Source organism: Inquilinus sp. (genome assembly GCF_057815775.1).
Genome location: NZ_JBYRFX010000382.1, coordinates 1 through 18,589, shown reverse-complemented (window position 1 = coordinate 18,589; position 18,589 = coordinate 1). Strand labels below are relative to the sequence as shown.

20 protein-coding genes are annotated in these 18,589 nt (G+C 68.2%); 15 read left to right on the top strand and 5 right to left on the bottom strand.

Going from position 1 to position 18,589, the window contains the following annotated elements; genetic code table 11:
* Positions 1-337, top strand: a 337-nt coding sequence (locus tag AC3XYG_RS13725) for an arsenate reductase/protein-tyrosine-phosphatase family protein (RefSeq protein ID WP_489140397.1), incomplete at its 5' end; no start/stop codon positions are given.
* Here the strand turns inward: AC3XYG_RS13725 and AC3XYG_RS13720 are convergent.
* Positions 334-870 (bottom strand): P-loop nucleotide/nucleoside kinase family protein, encoded by a 537-nt coding sequence (locus AC3XYG_RS13720; protein ID WP_489140396.1) that lies wholly within the window; start codon positions 868-870, stop codon positions 334-336. The two genes, AC3XYG_RS13725 and AC3XYG_RS13720, sit on opposite strands and share 4 nt — an antisense overlap.
* A 119-nt stretch (positions 871-989) precedes the next feature.
* On the opposite strand from AC3XYG_RS13720, the gene AC3XYG_RS13715 reads away from it, so the two are divergent.
* The 10 genes from AC3XYG_RS13715 (at position 990) to AC3XYG_RS13670 (ending at position 12,796) form a co-directional block, all read left to right on the top strand.
* Positions 990-1,853: a fructosamine kinase family protein gene (locus AC3XYG_RS13715; RefSeq protein ID WP_489140395.1), complete on the top strand. Its 864-nt coding sequence runs from the start codon at positions 990-992 to the stop codon at positions 1,851-1,853.
* Positions 1,854-2,063: 210 nt separating this feature from the next.
* On the top strand, positions 2,064-2,984 hold the full coding sequence (locus tag AC3XYG_RS13710) for an ABC transporter permease subunit (protein WP_489140394.1): 921 nt from the start codon (positions 2,064-2,066) through the stop codon (positions 2,982-2,984).
* A gap of 3 nt (positions 2,985-2,987) precedes the next feature.
* Positions 2,988-4,508: a high-affinity branched-chain amino acid ABC transporter permease LivM gene (gene livM, locus AC3XYG_RS13705; RefSeq protein ID WP_489140393.1), complete on the top strand. Its 1,521-nt coding sequence runs from the start codon at positions 2,988-2,990 to the stop codon at positions 4,506-4,508.
* Positions 4,505-5,374 carry an ABC transporter ATP-binding protein gene (locus AC3XYG_RS13700; RefSeq protein WP_489140392.1) on the top strand — a complete coding sequence of 290 codons (870 nt, stop codon included), beginning with the start codon at positions 4,505-4,507 and terminating at the stop codon, positions 5,372-5,374. Before livM ends, AC3XYG_RS13700 begins: the two co-directional genes overlap by 4 nt.
* Complete coding sequence (locus AC3XYG_RS13695; protein ID WP_489140398.1) at positions 5,374-6,084, top strand: ABC transporter ATP-binding protein; 711 nt, start codon at positions 5,374-5,376, stop codon at positions 6,082-6,084. The genes AC3XYG_RS13700 and AC3XYG_RS13695 overlap by 1 nt, the downstream gene beginning before the upstream one ends.
* A gap of 10 nt (positions 6,085-6,094) precedes the next feature.
* Positions 6,095-6,448: a DUF6867 family protein gene (locus AC3XYG_RS13690; RefSeq protein ID WP_489140391.1), complete on the top strand. Its 354-nt coding sequence runs from the start codon at positions 6,095-6,097 to the stop codon at positions 6,446-6,448.
* Between the two features lie 114 nt (positions 6,449-6,562).
* Positions 6,563-7,699 (top strand): branched-chain amino acid ABC transporter substrate-binding protein, encoded by a 1,137-nt coding sequence (locus AC3XYG_RS13685; protein WP_489140390.1) that lies wholly within the window; start codon positions 6,563-6,565, stop codon positions 7,697-7,699.
* Positions 7,700-7,831: 132 nt separating this feature from the next.
* On the top strand, positions 7,832-10,312 hold the full coding sequence (locus tag AC3XYG_RS13680; RefSeq protein WP_489140389.1) for a glycogen/starch/alpha-glucan phosphorylase: 2,481 nt from the start codon (positions 7,832-7,834) through the stop codon (positions 10,310-10,312).
* Between the two features lie 195 nt (positions 10,313-10,507).
* Entirely contained in the window at positions 10,508-12,346 is a 1,839-nt protein-coding gene (locus AC3XYG_RS13675) for an extracellular solute-binding protein (protein ID WP_489140388.1), read from the top strand.
* Positions 12,347-12,478: 132 nt separating this feature from the next.
* Entirely contained in the window at positions 12,479-12,796 is a 318-nt protein-coding gene (locus AC3XYG_RS13670) for a hypothetical protein (RefSeq protein ID WP_489140387.1), read from the top strand.
* A gap of 56 nt (positions 12,797-12,852) precedes the next feature.
* Here the strand turns inward: AC3XYG_RS13670 and AC3XYG_RS13665 are convergent, their stop codons facing one another.
* Together AC3XYG_RS13665 and fumC are read right to left on the bottom strand one after the other, a co-directional pair.
* Positions 12,853-13,074 (bottom strand): ribbon-helix-helix domain-containing protein, encoded by a 222-nt coding sequence (locus tag AC3XYG_RS13665; RefSeq protein WP_489140386.1) that lies wholly within the window; start codon positions 13,072-13,074, stop codon positions 12,853-12,855.
* Between the two features lie 10 nt (positions 13,075-13,084).
* Positions 13,085-14,488, bottom strand: a complete 1,404-nt coding sequence (fumC, locus tag AC3XYG_RS13660; protein WP_489140385.1) for a class II fumarate hydratase — start codon at positions 14,486-14,488, stop codon at positions 13,085-13,087.
* 140 nt (positions 14,489-14,628) lie between these two features.
* Here fumC and nthA point away from each other — a divergent pair, with 140 nt between their 5' ends.
* Genes nthA through AC3XYG_RS13640 form a run of 4 tightly spaced genes read left to right on the top strand, consistent with a single transcriptional unit; the run spans position 14,629 to position 16,720 of the window.
* A complete protein-coding gene (nthA, locus tag AC3XYG_RS13655) occupies positions 14,629-15,282 on the top strand; it encodes a nitrile hydratase subunit alpha (protein WP_489140384.1) in 654 nt (217 codons plus the stop codon).
* Entirely contained in the window at positions 15,279-15,938 is a 660-nt protein-coding gene (nthB, locus tag AC3XYG_RS13650; RefSeq protein WP_489140383.1) for a nitrile hydratase subunit beta, read from the top strand. The genes nthA and nthB overlap by 4 nt, the downstream gene beginning before the upstream one ends.
* Entirely contained in the window at positions 15,925-16,314 is a 390-nt protein-coding gene (locus AC3XYG_RS13645; RefSeq protein ID WP_489140382.1) for a nitrile hydratase accessory protein, read from the top strand. Before nthB ends, AC3XYG_RS13645 begins: the two co-directional genes overlap by 14 nt.
* 19 nt (positions 16,315-16,333) lie before the next feature.
* Entirely contained in the window at positions 16,334-16,720 is a 387-nt protein-coding gene (locus AC3XYG_RS13640) for a RidA family protein (protein ID WP_489140381.1), read from the top strand.
* Positions 16,721-16,835: 115 nt separating this feature from the next.
* Here AC3XYG_RS13640 and AC3XYG_RS13635 read toward each other — a convergent pair whose 3' ends face one another.
* Both AC3XYG_RS13635 and tmpA read right to left on the bottom strand, forming a co-directional pair.
* Positions 16,836-17,381, bottom strand: a complete 546-nt coding sequence (locus tag AC3XYG_RS13635) for an HD domain-containing protein (RefSeq protein ID WP_489140380.1) — start codon at positions 17,379-17,381, stop codon at positions 16,836-16,838.
* Positions 17,378-18,589 (bottom strand): 2-trimethylaminoethylphosphonate dioxygenase (tmpA, locus tag AC3XYG_RS13630; protein ID WP_489140379.1); only part of this gene is annotated, 1,212 nt, incomplete at its 5' end. The genes AC3XYG_RS13635 and tmpA, both read right to left, overlap by 4 nt.

The following is an 18,589-nucleotide window of genomic DNA, read 5'->3' as shown; positions in this document are numbered from 1 at the left end:
TGCCGGCGAGCCGCCGCATCCGCCGGCAATCCGGGCCGCGGCTTCGCGCGGCTATGACCTGCTGCCGCTGCGCGCCCGCAAGCTGGAGCGGGTGGATTTCCGCCGCTTCGACCTGCTGCTGGCGATGGATCATGGCCATCTCGGCCGCATGCGCCGCCTGTCCGCCGCCGGCGGCGGCCGGCTCGGCCTGTTCCTGGATTTCGCGCCGGGGCGGGAGGGCCAGGACGTGCCCGACCCCTATTACGGCGACGCCGCCGGCTTCGAGCATGTGCTCGACCTGGTCGAAGCCGGCTGCGACGGCCTGGTTGCCGCCATGCGCGAGGGGCGGCTGGGTTAAGCTTTGGTCTGGCCGAACCGGTCCGCGATCAGTCGACTCGCGGTTGCGGGGTCGGTGGCGCCGGTGTCGATGGTCAGGGCGGGGGGCGGCATCGCCGCCTCGGCGTCGGCGAACTGGTCGCGCAGTTGGGGCAGCAGGTCGAGCGAGCGCAGCTTGCCGAATTCGGACCGGTCGGCATTGTCGATCCGCCGCTCCTGTTCGTCCTCGGACAGGGTGAGGCGGACGAAGATCACCGTGCCGCCGGCGGCTTCGACGGCCTGCCGGGCCCGGTCCGGAAAATCGCGGGCCACTGTCCCTTCCGGCGCGAAGGTGAAGATCACCGAGCGTCCCGTCCCGGCCGCGTCCCGCAGCACATCGAGCCAGAACCGTTCGCGCAGCCTGACGAACGGCTCGCTGCCGAAGGGGAAGACCGCGCCCACCGCGTCGACCACGAGGTGGTTGTGGAACAGCGCGAAGCCGGTCAGCGCCGCAAGGTCCCTGGCGACGGTCAGCTTGCCGGATGCCGGCGGCCCGTAGAGGAAGATGAGCTTCATCTGCGAAGATTATCCTGGACGTCGAGGGCTGAAAACCGCCCATCGCCGCCTCGGCCGGTATATGCATGCCGGATGATTCCCGCCCGAGCCGAGCTGGACCTATGCTGCCGCACGATGCCATGACCGACGGTCTCGATGCCGTCCTCGCCGGCCGGATCGAGGCGGCGCTCGGGGTGCGGCCGGTGGCGGTGGCGCCTTTGCCGGGTGGGTCCACCGTGGCGGTGCTGCGGGTCGATCTCGCCGATGGGAATCGGATCGTTGCGAAGGCCGGCCAGGGGGCGCTGCTGCTCGAGGCCTGGATGCTCAGCGAGCTGGCGCACCATTCCGCCCTGCCGCTGCCCGCGGTGCTGCATGCGGCCGAGGATCTGCTGCTGCTGGAGCATGTCGCGCATGAGCCGGGGCCGCCGGGCCACGCCGCCCAGCTTCATGCCGCGGAGCTGCTGGCGGCGCTGCATGCGGCGCCGTGGCTGCGCTTCGGCTATGCCAGGGACACCACGATCGGCAAGCTGGCCCAGCCGAATCCGCCGTCCGGGCGCTGGGTCCCGTTCTTCCGCGACCATCGCCTGCTGCACATGGCCCGGGCCGGCCATGCCGAGGGCACGGTCGATGCCGATCTGTTGCGCCGCATCGAGATCCTGGCCGGACGGCTGGACGAGCTGCTGTCGGAGCCGCACCACCCGGCGCTGCTGCATGGCGACATCTGGACCGGCAACCTGCTGCACCGCAACGGCCGAGTCGCCGCGTTCATCGACCCGGCAATCTCCTGCGGCCATCCGGAGATGGAGCTGGCCTACCCGTCCCTGTTCGGCACCTTCGACGAGGCATTCTTCCAACGCTATGCCGAGATCGCGCCGCTCGACCCCGGCTTCTGGGATGGCCGCCGGCCGATCTACCTGCTGTATCCGCTGCTGGTGCATGTCCGCTATTGGGATCCGTCCTACAGCGAGCCGATCCGGCGGATTCTCGACCGCTTTGGTGCCTGAACCATGGCCTAAGCGCCCGAAACGTCTTATGATTCATTGAGATTGTAACGATGCATTTTCTTCGCCATAGTCGCGCCAATCCGCCAGCGACGCGGAGCTTGAACAGAGAAACGCCCTCGGTTTAAACGGCGAGCGAACAGAGAGGTCGATCATCCCTGGGTGGTCTATTGACCGTCCCAGGATGGTCTGTGGAGGCAAATCGGCGCGAGCATGGAATATTTTCTGCAGCAGCTCATCAATGGGCTGACGCTGGGCGCGATCTACGGTCTGATCGCGATCGGCTACACGATGGTGTACGGCATCATCGGCATGATCAATTTCGCCCATGGCGAGATCTATATGATCGGCGCCTTCATCGCGGTGATCAGCTTCGTGGTGCTCGGCATCTTCGGCGTGACCGGGGTGTCGGTGATCCTGGCCCTGGCGATCGTGCTGGTCGTCTCGGTGGTGGTGACCGCCGCCTATGGCTGGACCATCGAACGGCTGGCCTATCGGCCGCTGCGGGGCTCGACCCGGCTGGCGCCGCTGATCTCCGCCATCGGCATGTCGATCTTCCTGCAGAACTACGTCCAGCTGCTGCAGGGGGCACGGCGCAAGCCGATCCCGCCGCAGATCCCGGGCGGGTTCCAGCTGACCTCCGGCGGCGGCTTCGACGTCAGCCTGTCCTATCTGCAGATCATCATCGTGGTGCTGACCCTGGCGCTGATGATCGGCTTGACCTGGGTCATCAACCGCACCTCGCTCGGCCGGCAGCAGCGCGCCTGCGCCCAGGACCGCACCATGGCGGCGCTGATCGGGGTCGATGTCGGCCGTACCATCTCCACCACCTTCGTCATCGGCGCGGCGCTGGCCGCGGTCGCCGGCGTGATGGTGACGCTGTATTACGGCGTGATCGACTTCTACATCGGCTTCCTCGCCGGCATCAAAGCCTTCACCGCTGCGGTGCTGGGCGGTATCGGCTCACTGCCCGGCGCCATGCTGGGCGGCATCCTGATCGGCCTGATCGAGGCCTTCTGGTCGGGGTATTTCTCGTCGGAATACAAGGACGTCGCGGCCTTCACCATCCTGGTGCTGGTGCTGATCTTCCGTCCGTCCGGCCTGCTCGGCCGCCCCGACATCGAGAAGGTCTGAGCCATGGCGACGATCGCCCAAGCCGACGCGGCCGCCGTGCGCCGCTTCGACCCCGTGGCCATGGTGAAGGAAGCGGGGATCACCGCCCTGATCGCCCTGGTCCTGACCGCACCCCTGGTCGGCATCCGCACCGTGGAGCAGAGCGGCTCGCTCAGCTTCGAGACCGATTTCACCGCGGTGGCCATCGCCGTGGTGCTGGTGTTCCTCGGCCGCATCGGCCTGATCCTGAACCGCGAGGGCTTCCCCAAGCCGGTGTTCTGGCTCAGCCTGCTGTTCCTGGTCATCTTCGCCCTGCCGCCGATCTATGAATATCTGCGGCCGTCGGTGTCCGACACGCTGCCGCCGCTGCCGGTGCTGGACCTCCACTCCGTCCCGCTGCTGCTGATCGGCGCCTTCGGGTCGCTGTGGCTGGCGATCCAGTCCGTCATGGTGCAGCGCCGCCACCGCGCCGGCCTGTCACGGCAGGAACGCGACCGGGCGATGGACCGGGTCGGCGCCCGGGTGCAGCGCCTCAGCGTCTATGTCGGGCCGATCCTGGTGGTGCTGGCGGTGATCTTCCCGTTCACCGACCTGGCGACACGCTCGACCCTCGGCGTCGCCACCATCGTCCTGATCTACATCATGCTGGGCTGGGGGCTGAACATCATCGTCGGCCTCGCCGGGCTGCTCGACCTCGGCTATGTCGCCTTCTACGCCGTCGGCGCCTATTCCTATGCCCTGCTGTCGACCACCTTCGGCCTCAGCTTCTGGATCTGCCTGCCGCTGGCCGGGCTGTTCGCCGCCTGCTTCGGCCTGGTGCTGGGCTATCCCGTGCTGCGGCTGCGCGGCGACTATTTCGCCATCGTCACCCTCGGCTTCGGCGAGATCATCCGCATCATCCTGATCAACTGGGCGCCGGTGACCGGCGGGCCGAACGGCATCAACAACATCCCGCGGCCCAGCTTCTTCGGCTACCCGTTCGACCGCAGCCCGCCGGATGGCCAGACCTCTTTCAGCCAGCTGTTCGGCATCGATTACAGCCCGACCCAGCGCATCGTCTTCCTGTACCTGCTGATCCTGGCCCTGGCCCTGGTGGTCAACCTGATCAGCACGCGGCTGCGGCGCCTGCCGCTGGGCCGGGCCTGGGAAGCGATCCGCGAGGACGACATTGCCTGCCAGTCGCTCGGCATCAACCGCACCAACCTGAAGCTGGCGGCCTTCGCCACCTCGGCGATGTGCGGCGGCTTCGCCGGCAGCTTCTTCGCGACCTACCAGGGCTTCATCAGCCCGGAGAGCTTCTCCTTCATCGAATCCGCGATCATCCTGGCCATCGTCGTGCTCGGCGGCATGGGCAGCCAGCTCGGCATCGTCGTCGCGGCCTGCCTGATCATCGGCCTGCCCGAGGCGTTCCGCGGCCTCGACCTGTACCGCATGCTGGTGTTCGGCCTGTGCATGGTCGGCATCATGGTGTGGCGGCCGCGCGGCCTCCTGGCCCACCGCGACCCGACCATCCTGTTGCACGGCAAGAAGAGGGCCTCGTCATGACCACTCTTCTGTCCATCGAGCAGGTCTCGATGCGCTTCGGCGGCCTCGTCGCCATCGATGCCGCCACCTTCGACATCCGGGCCGGCGACATCACCGCCGTGATCGGGCCGAACGGCGCCGGCAAGACCACGCTGTTCAACTGCATCACCGGCTTCTACAAGCCGACCTCCGGCCGGATGACGCTGCGCACCGACGGCCGGGAATTCCTGCTCGAGCAGATCCCCGGCTACCGCATCGCCCAGCAGGCCCGGGTCGCCCGCACCTTCCAGAACATCCGGCTGTTCGCCGGCATGAGCGTGCTGGAGAACCTGATGGTGGCCCAGCACAACCGGCTGATGAAGGCTTCGGCCTTCTCGATCGCCGGGCTGCTCGGCCTGCCGGTCTACCGCCGGGCGGAGCGCGAGGCGATCGAGAAGGCGAAGTTCTGGCTCGACCGGGTCGGGCTGACCGCCCAGGCCGATGATTCCGCCGGCAGCCTGCCGTATGGCGGCCAGCGGCGGCTGGAGATCGCGCGGGCGATGTGCATCGATCCCGTGATCCTGTGCCTGGACGAACCGGCCGCCGGCCTGAACCCGCGGGAATCGCAGGAGCTGAACGGCCTGCTGCGCGCCATCCGCGACGAACACAACACCAGCGTGCTGCTGATCGAGCACGACATGAGCGTCGTCATGCAGATCTCCGACCACATCGTCGTGCTCGACCACGGCAAGAAGATTGCCGACGGCACGCCGGATGAGATCCGCAGCGACGAGGCTGTGATCCGCGCCTATCTGGGCGAGCCGGAGGAGGACGACCTGCCGCCGGAAATCGCCGCCGATCTGGCCAATGTGACTGGGACCGTCTCGACCGGGGAGGTGCGGTCGTGATGCTGTCGCTGCAGGGCGTGCACACCTTCTACGGTGCGATCGAGGCTTTGCGCGGCGTCGATGTCGAGGTCAAGGAAGGCGAGATCGTCACCCTGATCGGCGCCAACGGCGCCGGCAAGTCGACGCTGCTGATGACGATCTGCGGCAATCCGCAGGCGCGCCAGGGCGCCGTCGTGTTTGACGGGCGGGAGATCACCCGGCTGCCGACCTTCGAGATCGTGCGCCGCGGCGTCGCCATCTCGCCCGAAGGGCGGCGGATCTTCCCGCGCATGACGGTGATGGAAAACCTCAAGATGGGCGGCCTCACCGCCGACCCGTCGCACTTCGACCAGGACCTGGAGCAGATCTTCACCCTGTTCCCGCGGCTGAAGGAGCGGCAGGTCCAGCGCGGCGGCACGCTGTCAGGCGGCGAGCAGCAGATGCTGGCCATCGGCCGGGCGCTGATGAGCCGGCCGCGGCTGCTGCTGCTGGACGAACCGTCGCTCGGCCTGGCGCCACTGGTGGTGAAGCAGATCTTCGAGGCGATCAAGGTGATCAACCGGGAGCAGGGCATGACCGTGTTCCTGGTCGAACAGAACGCGTTCCATGCCCTGAAGCTGGCCCATCGCGGCTATGTCATGGTCAATGGTCGGGTGACGATGAGCGGCACCGGGCGGGAGCTGCTGGCCAACCCTGAGGTCCGGGCCGCCTATCTCGAAGGCGGACACTGAGGAGCAGGCGATGGAACAGATCCTCGGAACCACGGTCGGCGATTTCATCTTCGTCAGCCTGATTTTGGGCGGCGGGGCCGGGCTTCTGACCGGCCAGGGCCAGGCCCAGGGCTGGGCGCCGATGCGCAAGGTCATCCCTTTCGTGGTGCTGATCGCCTGCGCGACGCGCTTCCTGCACTTCGCGCTGTTCGGCGGAACGCTCTTGTCGCCGACCGGCTTTGTCATCGATCTTGTGTGGATCGGGCTGTGCACCACCAGCGCCTTCCGGGCGACCCGGGCGGCGAAGATGGTGCGGCAGTATCCGTGGATGTACGAGCGCGCCGGCCTGTTCGGCTGGCGCGACCGGTCGTCCACGGCACGGTAAGATGCCGGCCCCGCAGGGGCCGGTGGGCACGGTAAGACGCCGGCCTCGCGGGCCGGTGGAAAGCAAGGCCCGGTGGGACCGTCCTGCCGGGCAAAGAACTGGGAGAGCGATCTGATGACGAGATTGAACCGAGTCCTCTTGGTCGGCGCGGCCCTCGCCGCGCTGGCGACGACCCCGGCCCTGGCCGATGTGAAGATCGGCCTCGGCGCGCCGTTGACCGGCCCGAACGCCTCCTTCGGCGAGCAGATGAAGCGCGGCACCGATGCGGCGGTGAAGGCGCTGAACGATGCCGGCGGCGTCAACGGCCAGAAGATCACCGTGGTCTATGGCGACGATGCCTCCGATCCGCGCCAGGGCGTGGCCGCGGCGAACGAGTTGGTGGGCGAAGGCGTCGTGGCCGTGATCGGCCACTTCAACTCCTCGGTCTCGATCCCGGCCTCCGCGGTCTATGCCGAGGAAGGCATCGTCCAGATCTCCCCGGCCTCGACCAACCCGCAGCTGACCGAACAGGGGCAGAAGACCACCTTCCGCACCTGCGGCCGCGACGATCAGCAGGGTGAAGTCGCCGGTCCGTTCCTGGCCGACAAGTACAAGGGCAAGAACGTCGCCATCATCCAGGACCAGACCACCTATGGTAAGGGCCTGGCCGACGCCACCAAGGCGGCGATGAACAAGGCCGGCCTGAAAGAAGTGCTGTACGAGGGCATCACGGTCGGCGAGAAGGATTTCTCGGCCGTCGTCTCGAAGATGAAGCAGGCCAAGGTCGACGTGATCTACTACGGCGGCCTGCTCAGCGAGGCCGGCCTGATCGTGCGCCAGGCGCGCGAACAGGGCCTGAACGCACAGTTCGTCTCCGGCGACGGCATCGTGGCGGAAGAGTTCTGGGGCATCACCGGCGACGCCGGCCAGGGCGTGCTGATGACCTTCGGCGCCGACCAGCGCAAGTCCCCCGCCGCCAAGGACGTGGTCGCCAAGTTCGAGGCCGACAAGTTCGACCCGACGGGCTACACCCTGTACAGCTACGCGGCGGTGCAGGCCTGGGCCCAGGCGGCGACCAAGGCCAAGAGCTTCGAAGGCCCGAAGGTGGCCGAGGCGCTGCATGACGGCACGCTGTACAAGACCGTGCTGGGCGACCTGTCCTTCGACGACAAGGGCGATCGCAAGCAGGCCGACTACGTGTTCTGGATCTGGAACGCCGGCAAGTTCTTGGAGGCCACCCAGGCTGAGTTGGCCAAGGTCGGCGCCAAGTAAGTTTTCTCTGCTGATCACGACCGGCCCGGCGGAACTCTCCGCCGGGCCATTTTTTTGTCATATGATTGATCGGGGCGCCGTTCCGTGGTGTAACGGATGGCGATATTGCAGTGCAGCAAAAGGGGTGAGCCGATGGAGCCGCCAGCCGCCACGATCGCCATCGAACCGCGTGGGCTCGATCGGGAATCGCTGAAACGCGACATCCTGGAATGGCTGGTCTATGCCGTCGGCCGCGAGATCCACCGTGCCACCCGGCACGATTGGTTCGCCGCCACCGCCCTGGCCGTGCGCGACCGGCTGGTCGACCGCTGGATGGACGCGCAGCATCGGGAAGAGGCCAGCGACGGCAAGCGGGTCTACTATTTCAGCCTGGAATTCCTGATCGGCCGGCTGATGGCCAACGCGCTGACCAATCTCGGCCTGTACGAGACTTGCCGCGACGCGCTGTCCGATTTCGGCGTCGACCTCGGCTCGGTGCTGGAGGTCGAACCCGACGCGGCGCTCGGCAATGGCGGCCTCGGCCGTCTCGCCGCCTGCTTCCTCGACAGCATGGCGACACTGGGCATCGCCGGCACCGGCTACGGCATCCGCTACGAATACGGGCTGTTCGAACAGCAGTTCGACCGCGGCTGGCAGGTCGAATACCCCGAGGATTGGCTGAAATTCGGCAACCCTTGGGAGTTCGAGCGGCCGGAGGTCGCCTACCCCATCGATTTCTACGGCAAGGTCGAATTCGGCGAGCCGGGCCCCGGCGGCAAGCCGACCGCGCGCTGGCAGGGCAGCCAGCGGGTTCTTGCCGTCGCCTACGACACCCCGGTGGTCGGCTGGGGCGGCGCCACGGTGAACACGCTGCGCCTGTGGTCGGCCAAACCGGTGCGGGAATTCGACCTCGTGCCGTTCAATTCCGGCGACTACATGAAGTCGGTCGAGGACAAGATCCTGTCCGAGATCCTGTCGCGCGTGCTGTACCCGAACGACAACACCCCGGCCGGGCAGGAACTGCGGCTCAAGCAGGAATACTTCTTCACCTCCGCCTCGCTGCAGGACGTGCTGCGCCGCCACCGCATGCATCACGACGGCTATGACGACCTGCCGGAAAAGGCGGCGATGCAGCTGAACGACACCCACCCGGCGATCGCGGTGCCGGAGCTGATGCGGCTCTTGATCGATCGGCACCGGCTGGACTGGGACCGGGCGTGGAAGATCACCACCGGCTGTATCAGCTACACCAACCATACCCTGATGCCCGAGGCGCTGGAGACCTGGCCGGTCGCGCTCCTGGAACGGGTGCTGCCGCGGCACCTGCAGATCATCTACGAGATCAACGACCGCTTCCTGAAATCCTCACGCGTGATCGCGAAGGACCCCAGCCGGCTGGGCGGCCTGTCGCTGATCCAGGAAGGCTGGGACCGGCGCGTGCGCATGGGGCCGCTGGCCTTCCTCGGCAGCCATCGGGTCAACGGCGTCTCGGCGCTGCACACCCAGCTGATGCGCGAGACGGTGTTCCGCGACCTGAACGAGGAATTCCCGGGCCGCATCACCAACAAGACCAACGGCATCACCCCGCGGCGCTGGCTGGTACAGGCCAACCCGAACCTGGCCCAGCTGATCCACAACATGATCGGCACCGGCTGGGAAAACGACCTGGAGCGGCTGGGCGCGCTGCGCGGCAAGACCGAGGACACCGCCTTCCGCGAGGCGTTCTGGGCGGTGAAGCGCCGCAACAAGGCGCTGCTGGCCCATCACATCGCCGAGATCGCCGACCTCCGCGTTTCCGGCGACGCGTTGTTCGACGTCCAGGTCAAGCGCATCCACGAATACAAGCGCCAGCTGCTGAACATCCTGCACGCCGTGGCGCTGTGGCAGGAGATGCGGGACGATCCCGACGCGGCCTGGACGCCGCGGGTCAAGATCTTCGCCGGCAAGGCCGCGCCCGGCTATGCCGTGGCCAAGTTGATCATCAAGCTGGCCAATGACGTCAGTCGCGTCATCAACGGCGACCACGCCATCCGCGACCAGCTGAAGATGGTGTTCCTGCCGAACTACAACGTCACCCTGGCCGAACGGATCATCCCGGCCGCCGATCTGTCGGAGCAGATCTCGACCGCCGGGATGGAGGCGTCGGGCACCGGCAACATGAAGTTCGCGCTGAACGGCGCCATCACCATCGGCACGCTGGATGGCGCCAATGTCGAGATCGCCGAGCGGGTCGGCATGGAGAACATCCTGATCTTCGGCCTGACCGCGGCCGAGGTCGCGGCGAAGCGGACCCAAGGCTACGACCCGGGGGCGGTGATCGCGGCCGACCCGCGCCTGGCCCGGGCCGTGGCGGCGATCGAGGACGGCACCTTCTCGCCCGACGATCCCGGCCGGTTCCGGCCGATCACCGATGCGCTGCGGCACAGTGACTGGTTCCTGGTGGCGGCCGACTTCGCCGCCTATTGGGAGGCCCAGGCCAAGGCGGCCGCGGCCTATCGCGACCGCGCCGGCTGGACCCGGATGGCGATCCTCAACACCGCCCAGGTCGGCTGGTTCTCCTCCGACCGCACGGTGCAGGACTACGCCGAGGAGATCTGGGGCGTCTGGCCACCCCTGGCCCGCGCCGCGGAATAGCCGCGAGCATCCCTCGCCGTCATTGCGAGGAGGCGAAGCCGACGAAGCAATCCAGGGGCCGGTGCGAACGGCGCGATGGATTGCTTCGCTTCGCTCGCAATGACGATGATTGGAGATGTCGCGTATCGGCCTTGCGCCGCGGGCCGGCGGCGGGAAGACTGCGGCCGACCGAATCCGACCACGGATACCGCCTGCATGCGCGCCGCCCGCCTTCTGCCCCGCCTTTTTCTCGCCGTCCTGCTGCTCGGGGCCGTCCCCGCGGCGGCGTGGGCCCAGGCGGCGGCTGTGCCCGAGCCTGCCGGGCCGGGCCCCGGCCTGGCGGCGCATGGCACGCCGAAATACCCGGCGGATTTCGATCACTTTGCCTATGCCAACCCGGCAGCCCCGAAGGGTGGTGAGCTGCGCCAGGCGGTGGTCGGCAGCTTCGACACGCTGAACGCCTTCATCATCGGCGGCCAGACCGACCAGGTCCGGCTGATCGTGCCGCCCTATGTCTTCGCCACCCTGATGACGCGCGGCTGGGACGAGCCCTTCACCCTCTACCCCTATGTCGCCGACGGGGTGGAGGTATCGGACGACCGGCTCACGGTCACCTTCCACCTCAACCCCAAGGCGGTGTTCCAGGACGGCACGCCGCTGACCGCCGACGACGTGATCTTCAGCTGGCAGACGCAGGGCACCAAGGGCCGGCCCAACACCCGCAGCCTGTATGAGGAGATGGCGGGAATCGACCGGGTTGACGACCGCACCGTGCGCTTTCGGTTCAAGCCGGGCATCGCACGCGAGGATCCGCTGGTCGTCGCCCTGCAGCCGATCCTCAGCAAGGCCTGGTACACGGCGCATCCGTTCGACCAGCCCAGCCTGGACCCGCCGCTCGGCGCCGGCCCCTATGCCATCAGCGCGGTCGATGCCGGGCGCAGCATTACCCTGACCCGGGTGCAGAACTGGTGGGCGGCGGATTTGCCGGCGATGAAGGGCCTGTATAATTTCGACACGATGCGCTTCGACTTCTACCTCGACGCCGACACCGCGCTGGAGGCGTTCAAGGCCGGGGCCTATACGTGGCGTCGCGAGGGCAATGCCGAGAAATGGACCGACGGCAACTATGATTTCCCGGCGGTCCGGGACGGGCGGGTGACGCTGCTGACCCTGCCGCAATACCGGTCGGTCGGCATGACGGGCTTCGCCATGAACAGCCGGCGGCCGGTCTTCGCCGATGCGCGGGTGCGGCGGGCGCTGGTCATGGCCTTCGATTTCGAATGGGTGAACAAGACGTTGCTGGGCGGCCAGTACAAGCGCGACGACAGCTATTTCGCCAATTCGTCGCTGGCCGCCATCGACACGCCGAAGGGCGCGGAGCTGAAGCTGCTGGACCCGTTCCGCGCCCAGCTGCCGCCGCAGCTGTTCAGCGACCCCTACACCCTGCCGCCCAGTGACGGCAGCGGCCGCAACCGGGAGAACCTGCGGGCCGCCCAGGCGCTGCTGGCCGAGGCCGGCTGGACCGTGAAGGACAATGCGCTGGTCGATGCCGACGGCGCGCCGTTCCGCTTCGAGATCCTGCTGCAGAACAAGAGCTACCAGCGCGTCGCCCTGGCCTATGCCGACCAGCTGCGGCGGTTGGGCATCCAGGCGTCGATCCGCCTGGTCGAAAGTGCGCAATATGCCAACCGGGTCGGCGACTACGATTTCGATATGATCCTCAACACCTGGATCACCACCCTGTCCCCCGGGGTGGAGCAGTCGGGCTATTGGGGCAGCGGTTCGGCCGACGTGCCGGGCACCCGCAACTACCCGGGGGTGAAGAGTCCCGTGGTCGACGCCATGATCAAGGCGGTCACCAGTGCGGACAGCCAGGAAGAGCTGCAGGCTGCGGTTCACGCGCTGGACCGGGTGCTGCTGTGGGGCAACTATGTCGTGCCGCTCTACTATCTCGACCGCGACTACGTCGCCTATTGGGGCGATCTCGGCCGGGTGACCAACGTCAACCCGACCTACGGCACCGTGCTGGAGGCCTGGTGGTCGAATGATCATTAAGAGCCCGGCTGGGCACCGGAACCGATGCAATTATCGGCAATTGCTGGGAACAGAGTCCGCAACCAGGGGTTTTTTGACCGACTGCAGCAGGCAACGCTGCAGTCTCGCCATAAAACGCCCAAGGAGCTTTTCGTGAAGCGTATTCTTCTCGCCGCCGCCGCGACCGTGATGCTGGCATCGCCGGCTTTTGCCGGCTGCACCGACGATGTCCAGGCCCAAGCCCAGAAGATCCAGACCCTGACCCAGGCCACGATGACCAAGCTGCAGGCCGGGGCCTCGAAAGACGACCAGTGCTCCGCGAGCAAGGATTTGCTCGGCGAGACCAAAAAGCTCGTCGACATCTACAAGACCTGCCAGGCCGAGCTGAAGCTGACGGATGCGCAACTGCAGCAACTGGACCAGCAGGTCGCGACCGGCGACCAGGGCTACGCCGCGCAGTGTGGCGGCTGATCGCTTCAGCCCGATGATGAAAAGCCCCGGCGCAGCGCGACCGGGGCTTTTTCTTGTCAAATTTCGCGCGCCAGCGCCGCTTCCAGCACCGCCATCCGCAGCGCGCTGGACAAGTTGCCGTCCGGGTCGCGCGCCGCGTCGATCGCCTCGACCAGCCGGTTGACCGGCAGGCCACGCCGGGCGGCAAGGCGGGTGAGGGCGTCCCAGAAGCCGGGCTCCAGCGACACGCTGGTGGCGTGGCCGGCGATGTTGACCGACCGCTTGCGGACGCCGCTCACCGACGTCGGGTCAGGCGTTCGGGCCGACCATGGTCTCCGGCCGCACCCATTCGTCGAACTGCTCGGCCGTCAGCAGGCCCAGCGCGATCGCCGCCTGCTTCAGCGTGGTGTTCTCGGCATGCGCCTTCTTCGCCACCTTGGCGGCGTTGTCGTAGCCGATATGCGGGTTCAGCGCCGTCACCAGCATCAGCGATTCGTGCAGCAGCTGCCCGATCCGGTCGGTGCGGGCCTCGATGCCGACGACGCAGTTGTCGGTGAAGCTGCGGCAGGCATCGGCCAGGAGGCGGATCGACTGCAGCAGGTTGTAGATGATCACCGGCTTGAACACGTTCAGCTCGAAATGGCCGGTGGCGCCGGCAAAGGTGATGGTGACGTTGTTGCCCATCACCTGGGCGCAGACCATGGTCATCGCCTCGGACTGGGTCGGGTTGACCTTGCCCGGCATGATCGACGAGCCGGGCTCGTTCTCCGGCAGGTGGATCTCGCCAATGCCGCAGCGGGGGCCGGAGCCGAGCAGGCGGATGTCGTTGGCGATCTTCATCAGCGATGTCGCCAGCGTGTTCATCACGCCCGACGCTTCGACGCAGGCGTCATGCGCGGCCAGCGCCTCGAACTTGTTCGGCGCGGTGCGGAACGCGAAGCCGGTGATGCTGGCGACATGCGCCGCGAAGGCCTCGGCGAAGCCTTCCTTGGCGTTCAGCCCGGTGCCGACGGCGGTGCCGCCCTGGGCCAGGTCCAGCAGGTGCGGCAGGCAGCCCTTGACGCGGGAGATGCCCAGCTCGATCTGGCGGGCATAGCCTGAGAATTCCTGGCCCAACGTCAGCGGCGTCGCATCCTGCAGATGGGTGCGGCCGATCTTGACGATGTCCTTGAACTCCGACGCCTTGCTGGCCAGGGCGCTGTGCAGATGCTCCAGGCTCGGCAGCAACTCATGGCCGATCTGCTCGACCGCGGCGATGTGCATCACCGTCGGGAAGCTGTCGTTCGAGGACTGGCCGCGGTTGACGTGGTCGTTCGGGTGCACCGGCTTCTTCGAGCCGATCTCGCCGCCCAGGATCTCGATCGCGCGGTTCGAGATCACCTCGTTGGCGTTCATGTTGGTCTGGGTGCCGGATCCGGTCTGCCACACCACCAGCGGGAAATGGTCGGCCAGGGTGCCGTCGATCACCTCTTCGGCCGCGGCGACGATGGCGTTGCCGACCGTCGGGTCCAACTCGCCCAGCGCCATGTTGGCCTGGGCCGAGGCCTTCTTCTGGATGCCCAGGGCCCGCACCAGCGGGGCCGGCATCCGCTCGCCGCCGATCTTGAAGTTCTGCAGGCTGCGCTGCGTCTGCGCGCCCCAGTAGCGGTCGGATGGGACGTCGACGGCGCCCAGGCTGTCGGTTTCTTTGCGGGATGCGGTCTCGGCGGCCATCGCTCGGCTCCGGTTTCATCAGGGGTCGGTTGGCGGGTTTGCTAGCACGAAAGCGCATGGGACGGTAGCGCCCGGCGGCTGGTCGCCGCCGTCCTGTGGCGCTAGTCTCCGACATCTCCCCGGCCAGCGGAGCGATGCCCATGTCCGACCACCACCATCATGACCACGATCACGATCACGAGGGCAGCGACCTGTCCGACACGGCGCTGCGGGTCCGCGCCCTGGAATCGGTGCTGGTCGAGAAGGGCTATGTCGACCCCGCCGCGCTCGACACCCTGATCGAGACCTACGAGACCCGGATCGGCCCGCGCAACGGCGCCCGCGTGGTGGCCCGGGCCTGGACCGACCCGGCCTATCGCGACCGGCTGCGCGCCGACGCCACCGCCGCCGTCGGCGAATTCGGCTTCAGCGGCCGCGGCGGCGAGCACATGATCGCGGTCGAGAACACGGCCGACACGCACAACCTGATCGTCTGCACCCTGTGCTCCTGCTATCCCTGGCCGGTGCTCGGCCTGCCGCCGGTTTGGTACAAATCGGCGCCCTACCGCTCGCGCGCCGTGATCGACCCGCGCAGCGTTCTCGCCGATTTCGGCGTGACCCTGCCGGCATCGACCCGGATCCGGGTCTGGGATTCGACCGCCGAGACCCGCTATCTCGTGATCCCGATGCGCCCCGCCGGCACCGAAGGCTGGGACGAGGAGGCGCTGGCCGACCTGGTCAGCCGCGACAGCATGATCGGCGCCGGGATCGCGCGGACGCCAGAGACCCGCGGGTCGAAGGGGGTGCAGCCATGAATGGCGGCCAGGATCTCGGCGGCATGATGGGCTTCGGCCCGGTGGTGCCCGAGCCGGAGCATGTCCGCTTCCACGCCGATTGGGAAAAGCGCGTGCTGGCCATGAACCTCGCCAGCGGCGCCCTGCGGCGCTGGTCGATCGACGCCAGCCGGCATGCGCGGGAAACGCTGCACCCGGCCGAATACCTGTCCTCCAGCTACTACCAGATCTGGCTGAAGGGGCTGGAGAAGCTGTTGCTGGCCGACGGGCTGGTGACGGCGGCGGAGCTGGCGGCCGGGCATGCGATCGACCCCGCTTTGCCGGTGCCGCCGGCGCTGCAGGCGGACCAGGTGGCGGGCGTGCTGGCGCGCGGCACCAACTACCAGCGGCCGGAAACGGCACCGGCCCGCTTCGCCGTGGGCCAGGCGATCCGCACCCGCAATATCCACCCGACGGGCCACACCAGGCTGCCGCGCTATGCTCGCGGCAAGCTTGGGGTGGTCGATCGCGTGCATGGCGTGTTCGTGCTGCCCGACGCCCGGGCCCATGGCGCGGACGAGGATCCGCAATGGCTCTACACCGTGCGCTTCACCGGGCCGGAGCTGTGGGGCGACGGGGCCGACCCGACGCTCGAGGTCTCGATCGATGCCTGGGAGGGCTATCTTGACCCGGCATGACGGCGTGATCGGTGCGCTGGACGGCACGGCGCCGCTGCCGCGCGATGCCGACGGCCCGGTGTTCGCCGAGCCCTGGCAGGCCCAGGCCTTCGCCATGGCGGTGGCGCTACGCGACCGCGGCGTCTTCACCTGGGATGAATGGGCGGCGGCGCTGGGGGCGGAGATCGCCCGGGCCCAGGCGGCCGGCGACCCCGATGACGGCAGCCGCTACTACGACCACTGGCTGGCCGCGCTGGAGCAGCTGGTGGTGGCGAAGGGCGCCGCCGACAGCGATACTCTGCGGCACCGCAAGGCGGCCTGGGACCGGGCGGCGCGGGCGACGCCGCATGGCGCGCCGATCCTGCTGGAAAACGATCCGCTCTCCGGCCGCACCTGACCGATACGGGGGAAGACCCATGACGATCACGCTGCACAACCCGGCCGGCGTCGCCGCACCATTCTCGCGCTACAGCCATGGCGCCTCGGCCCCGGCCGGCGCGCGCTGGCTGCACATCTCCGGCCAGGTCGGCGCCACGCCCGACGGCACCGTGCCGGAGGATCCGGAACGGCAGATGGAGCTGGCCTGGGACAACCTGCTCGCCGTGCTGGCCGATGCCGGCATGGCGGTGACCGACCTGGTCAAGGTCGACGGCTTCATCATCCGGCCGGACCTGCTGCCGCTGTACCGCACGGTGCGGGAACGGCGGCTGGCCGGGCACGCCACGGCCTCGACGCTGGTGATCGTCGCCGGCCTCGTCGTGCCCAGCCTGCTGGTCGAGATCCAGGCGGTGGCCGCGGCCTGACCGAACCGTCATAGCGAGCCCCGCAGCGACGCTGCGATCCAGGGGCCGGTGCAGGCGGCCCCGGATGGCCACGCCCCTGCGGAGCTCGCTATGACGAACGGTGGGAGCCGTCGACTCAGGCCTTCGCCACCTTCAGGATGCGGTCGCGATAGTCGGCGACGGTGCTGACCTTCAGCCCCTCGATCTTGCCGCCATCGTCCCAGCGCCGCAGCCGCACCGCGCCCTCGACATGGGGGTGCCGGGCAAATTCGGCGGCCTCCGCGGCATTCATCGGCCCGCCCTGCTTGCCGAGGGAATGGACCGAGGCGACGGACAGGACGTCGAGATAGCTGGGCTCGACGGCGCAGAGATAGCGTTTGGCGGCGACGTGCAGCCGCGCCGGCTCGCTGATCTCCGGGCCGAAACGGACGGCCAGCCAGTCGCCGCCGGCGCCGTCATGCTTGTGATAGCCATAGGCGTCGTCGGCCAGCTCCAGGAAATGGCCAATGTCGTGCAGCAGGGCGGCGACCACCAGCGTGTCCGGCGCGCCTTCGTGCTCGGCGAGGGCCGCGGCCTGCAGCCCATGCTCCTGCATGGTGACGCCCTCGCCATAGGTGTTGTGGCCATGGGCGGCGAACAGGCCCTCGATCTCGGCCAGCAGCGGATGCAGGGTGTCGCTCATCGGGAGGCCTCCAGGCTGAACAGGGTGCTGGTCAGCCCATCCGTGTCGGTGTAGCAGCCCTGCAGCCAGCGGCGCCCGGCGGAGAAGCCGCGGCGGCCGTGCAGGACGCGCCGGTTGTTGACGATGAACAAATCACCCGGCGCCAGGCGGAAGCCCACGGTCAGGTCAGGGTCGTGCAGCAGCCGGCCGAAGCGGCGATAGGCGTCGTAGAAGGCCTCGACCTCGTCGGGGTCCAGGTCGAAGGGCGCGATCGAACGGTTGTTGTAGCGCACCGCGGCCACGTCGCCGTCGGCATCCAGCTCGATCAGCGGCGCCTTGGCCCGCAGGTCGACCTTGCCGGGTTCGACATAGCGGAACGGCACGGCCCGCCGGGTCAGCAGGGCAAAGGCATCGGGCGCCTCGCGTCGCAGCCGGTCGGCGGCAGCGAAGCCGTCGACCACCACCGATTCGCCGCCTTCGGACGCCGCCTCCAGACAGTGCAGCAACTGCATCTGCGGCACCGGATCGCGATAGGGGTTGTCGGTGTGGTTGCCCAGGGACAGCGCGGTGAAGGCCAGGTTCTGCGCCTTCTCCACCGCCACCACGTCGAACAGCCGGCCGTAGTTGGTCTCGCGGACATGGCCGAAGATCTCGACCACCTTGCACACCATGCCCGGCTCGGTCGGCACGCCGCGTAGCAGGCCGAAGCCGTGATCGTGCACCCGGCGCAGCCAGGCGGCACGGGCGCCGTCATCGGTCCGCACCGCGGCATAGTCCCCGCTGGGCGGTGCGGCGGCCAGACCTGCATCCCACAGCACCGGCCGCGGCCGGCGTTCGGCGCGCGAGGCAGGGTCGAGCGCATGGGTCCGCAGCCAGGCGGCGGCGAACCGCGCCGGGGTGTCGAAGCCAGAGAGGCGGATCTCGACCGACCCGTCGGCGGCGAGGGCCACGGCCTGGAGGACGATATCGTCCGGCAGGTCGATGGCGTCGAACAGGCGCTGCCCGTCAGGCCGGTCGCGGCGGTCCGGCCGGTTGTCGGCCAGCCAGATCGCGGGATAGGGGCTCTCGCGCCCGTCCGACCAGCGGATGGTCAGGCGGCTGGGCGTGTGGTGCAGCGTCGCGATCCCGATGTCGTCGGTGGTGATCGGGCGGGCGACCGGTCTTAGGGCGGCGGCGGTGGGCATGGCGGCCTTGAGGCTGGGGTGGCTGGTCCTGACGTTGCGACTCTC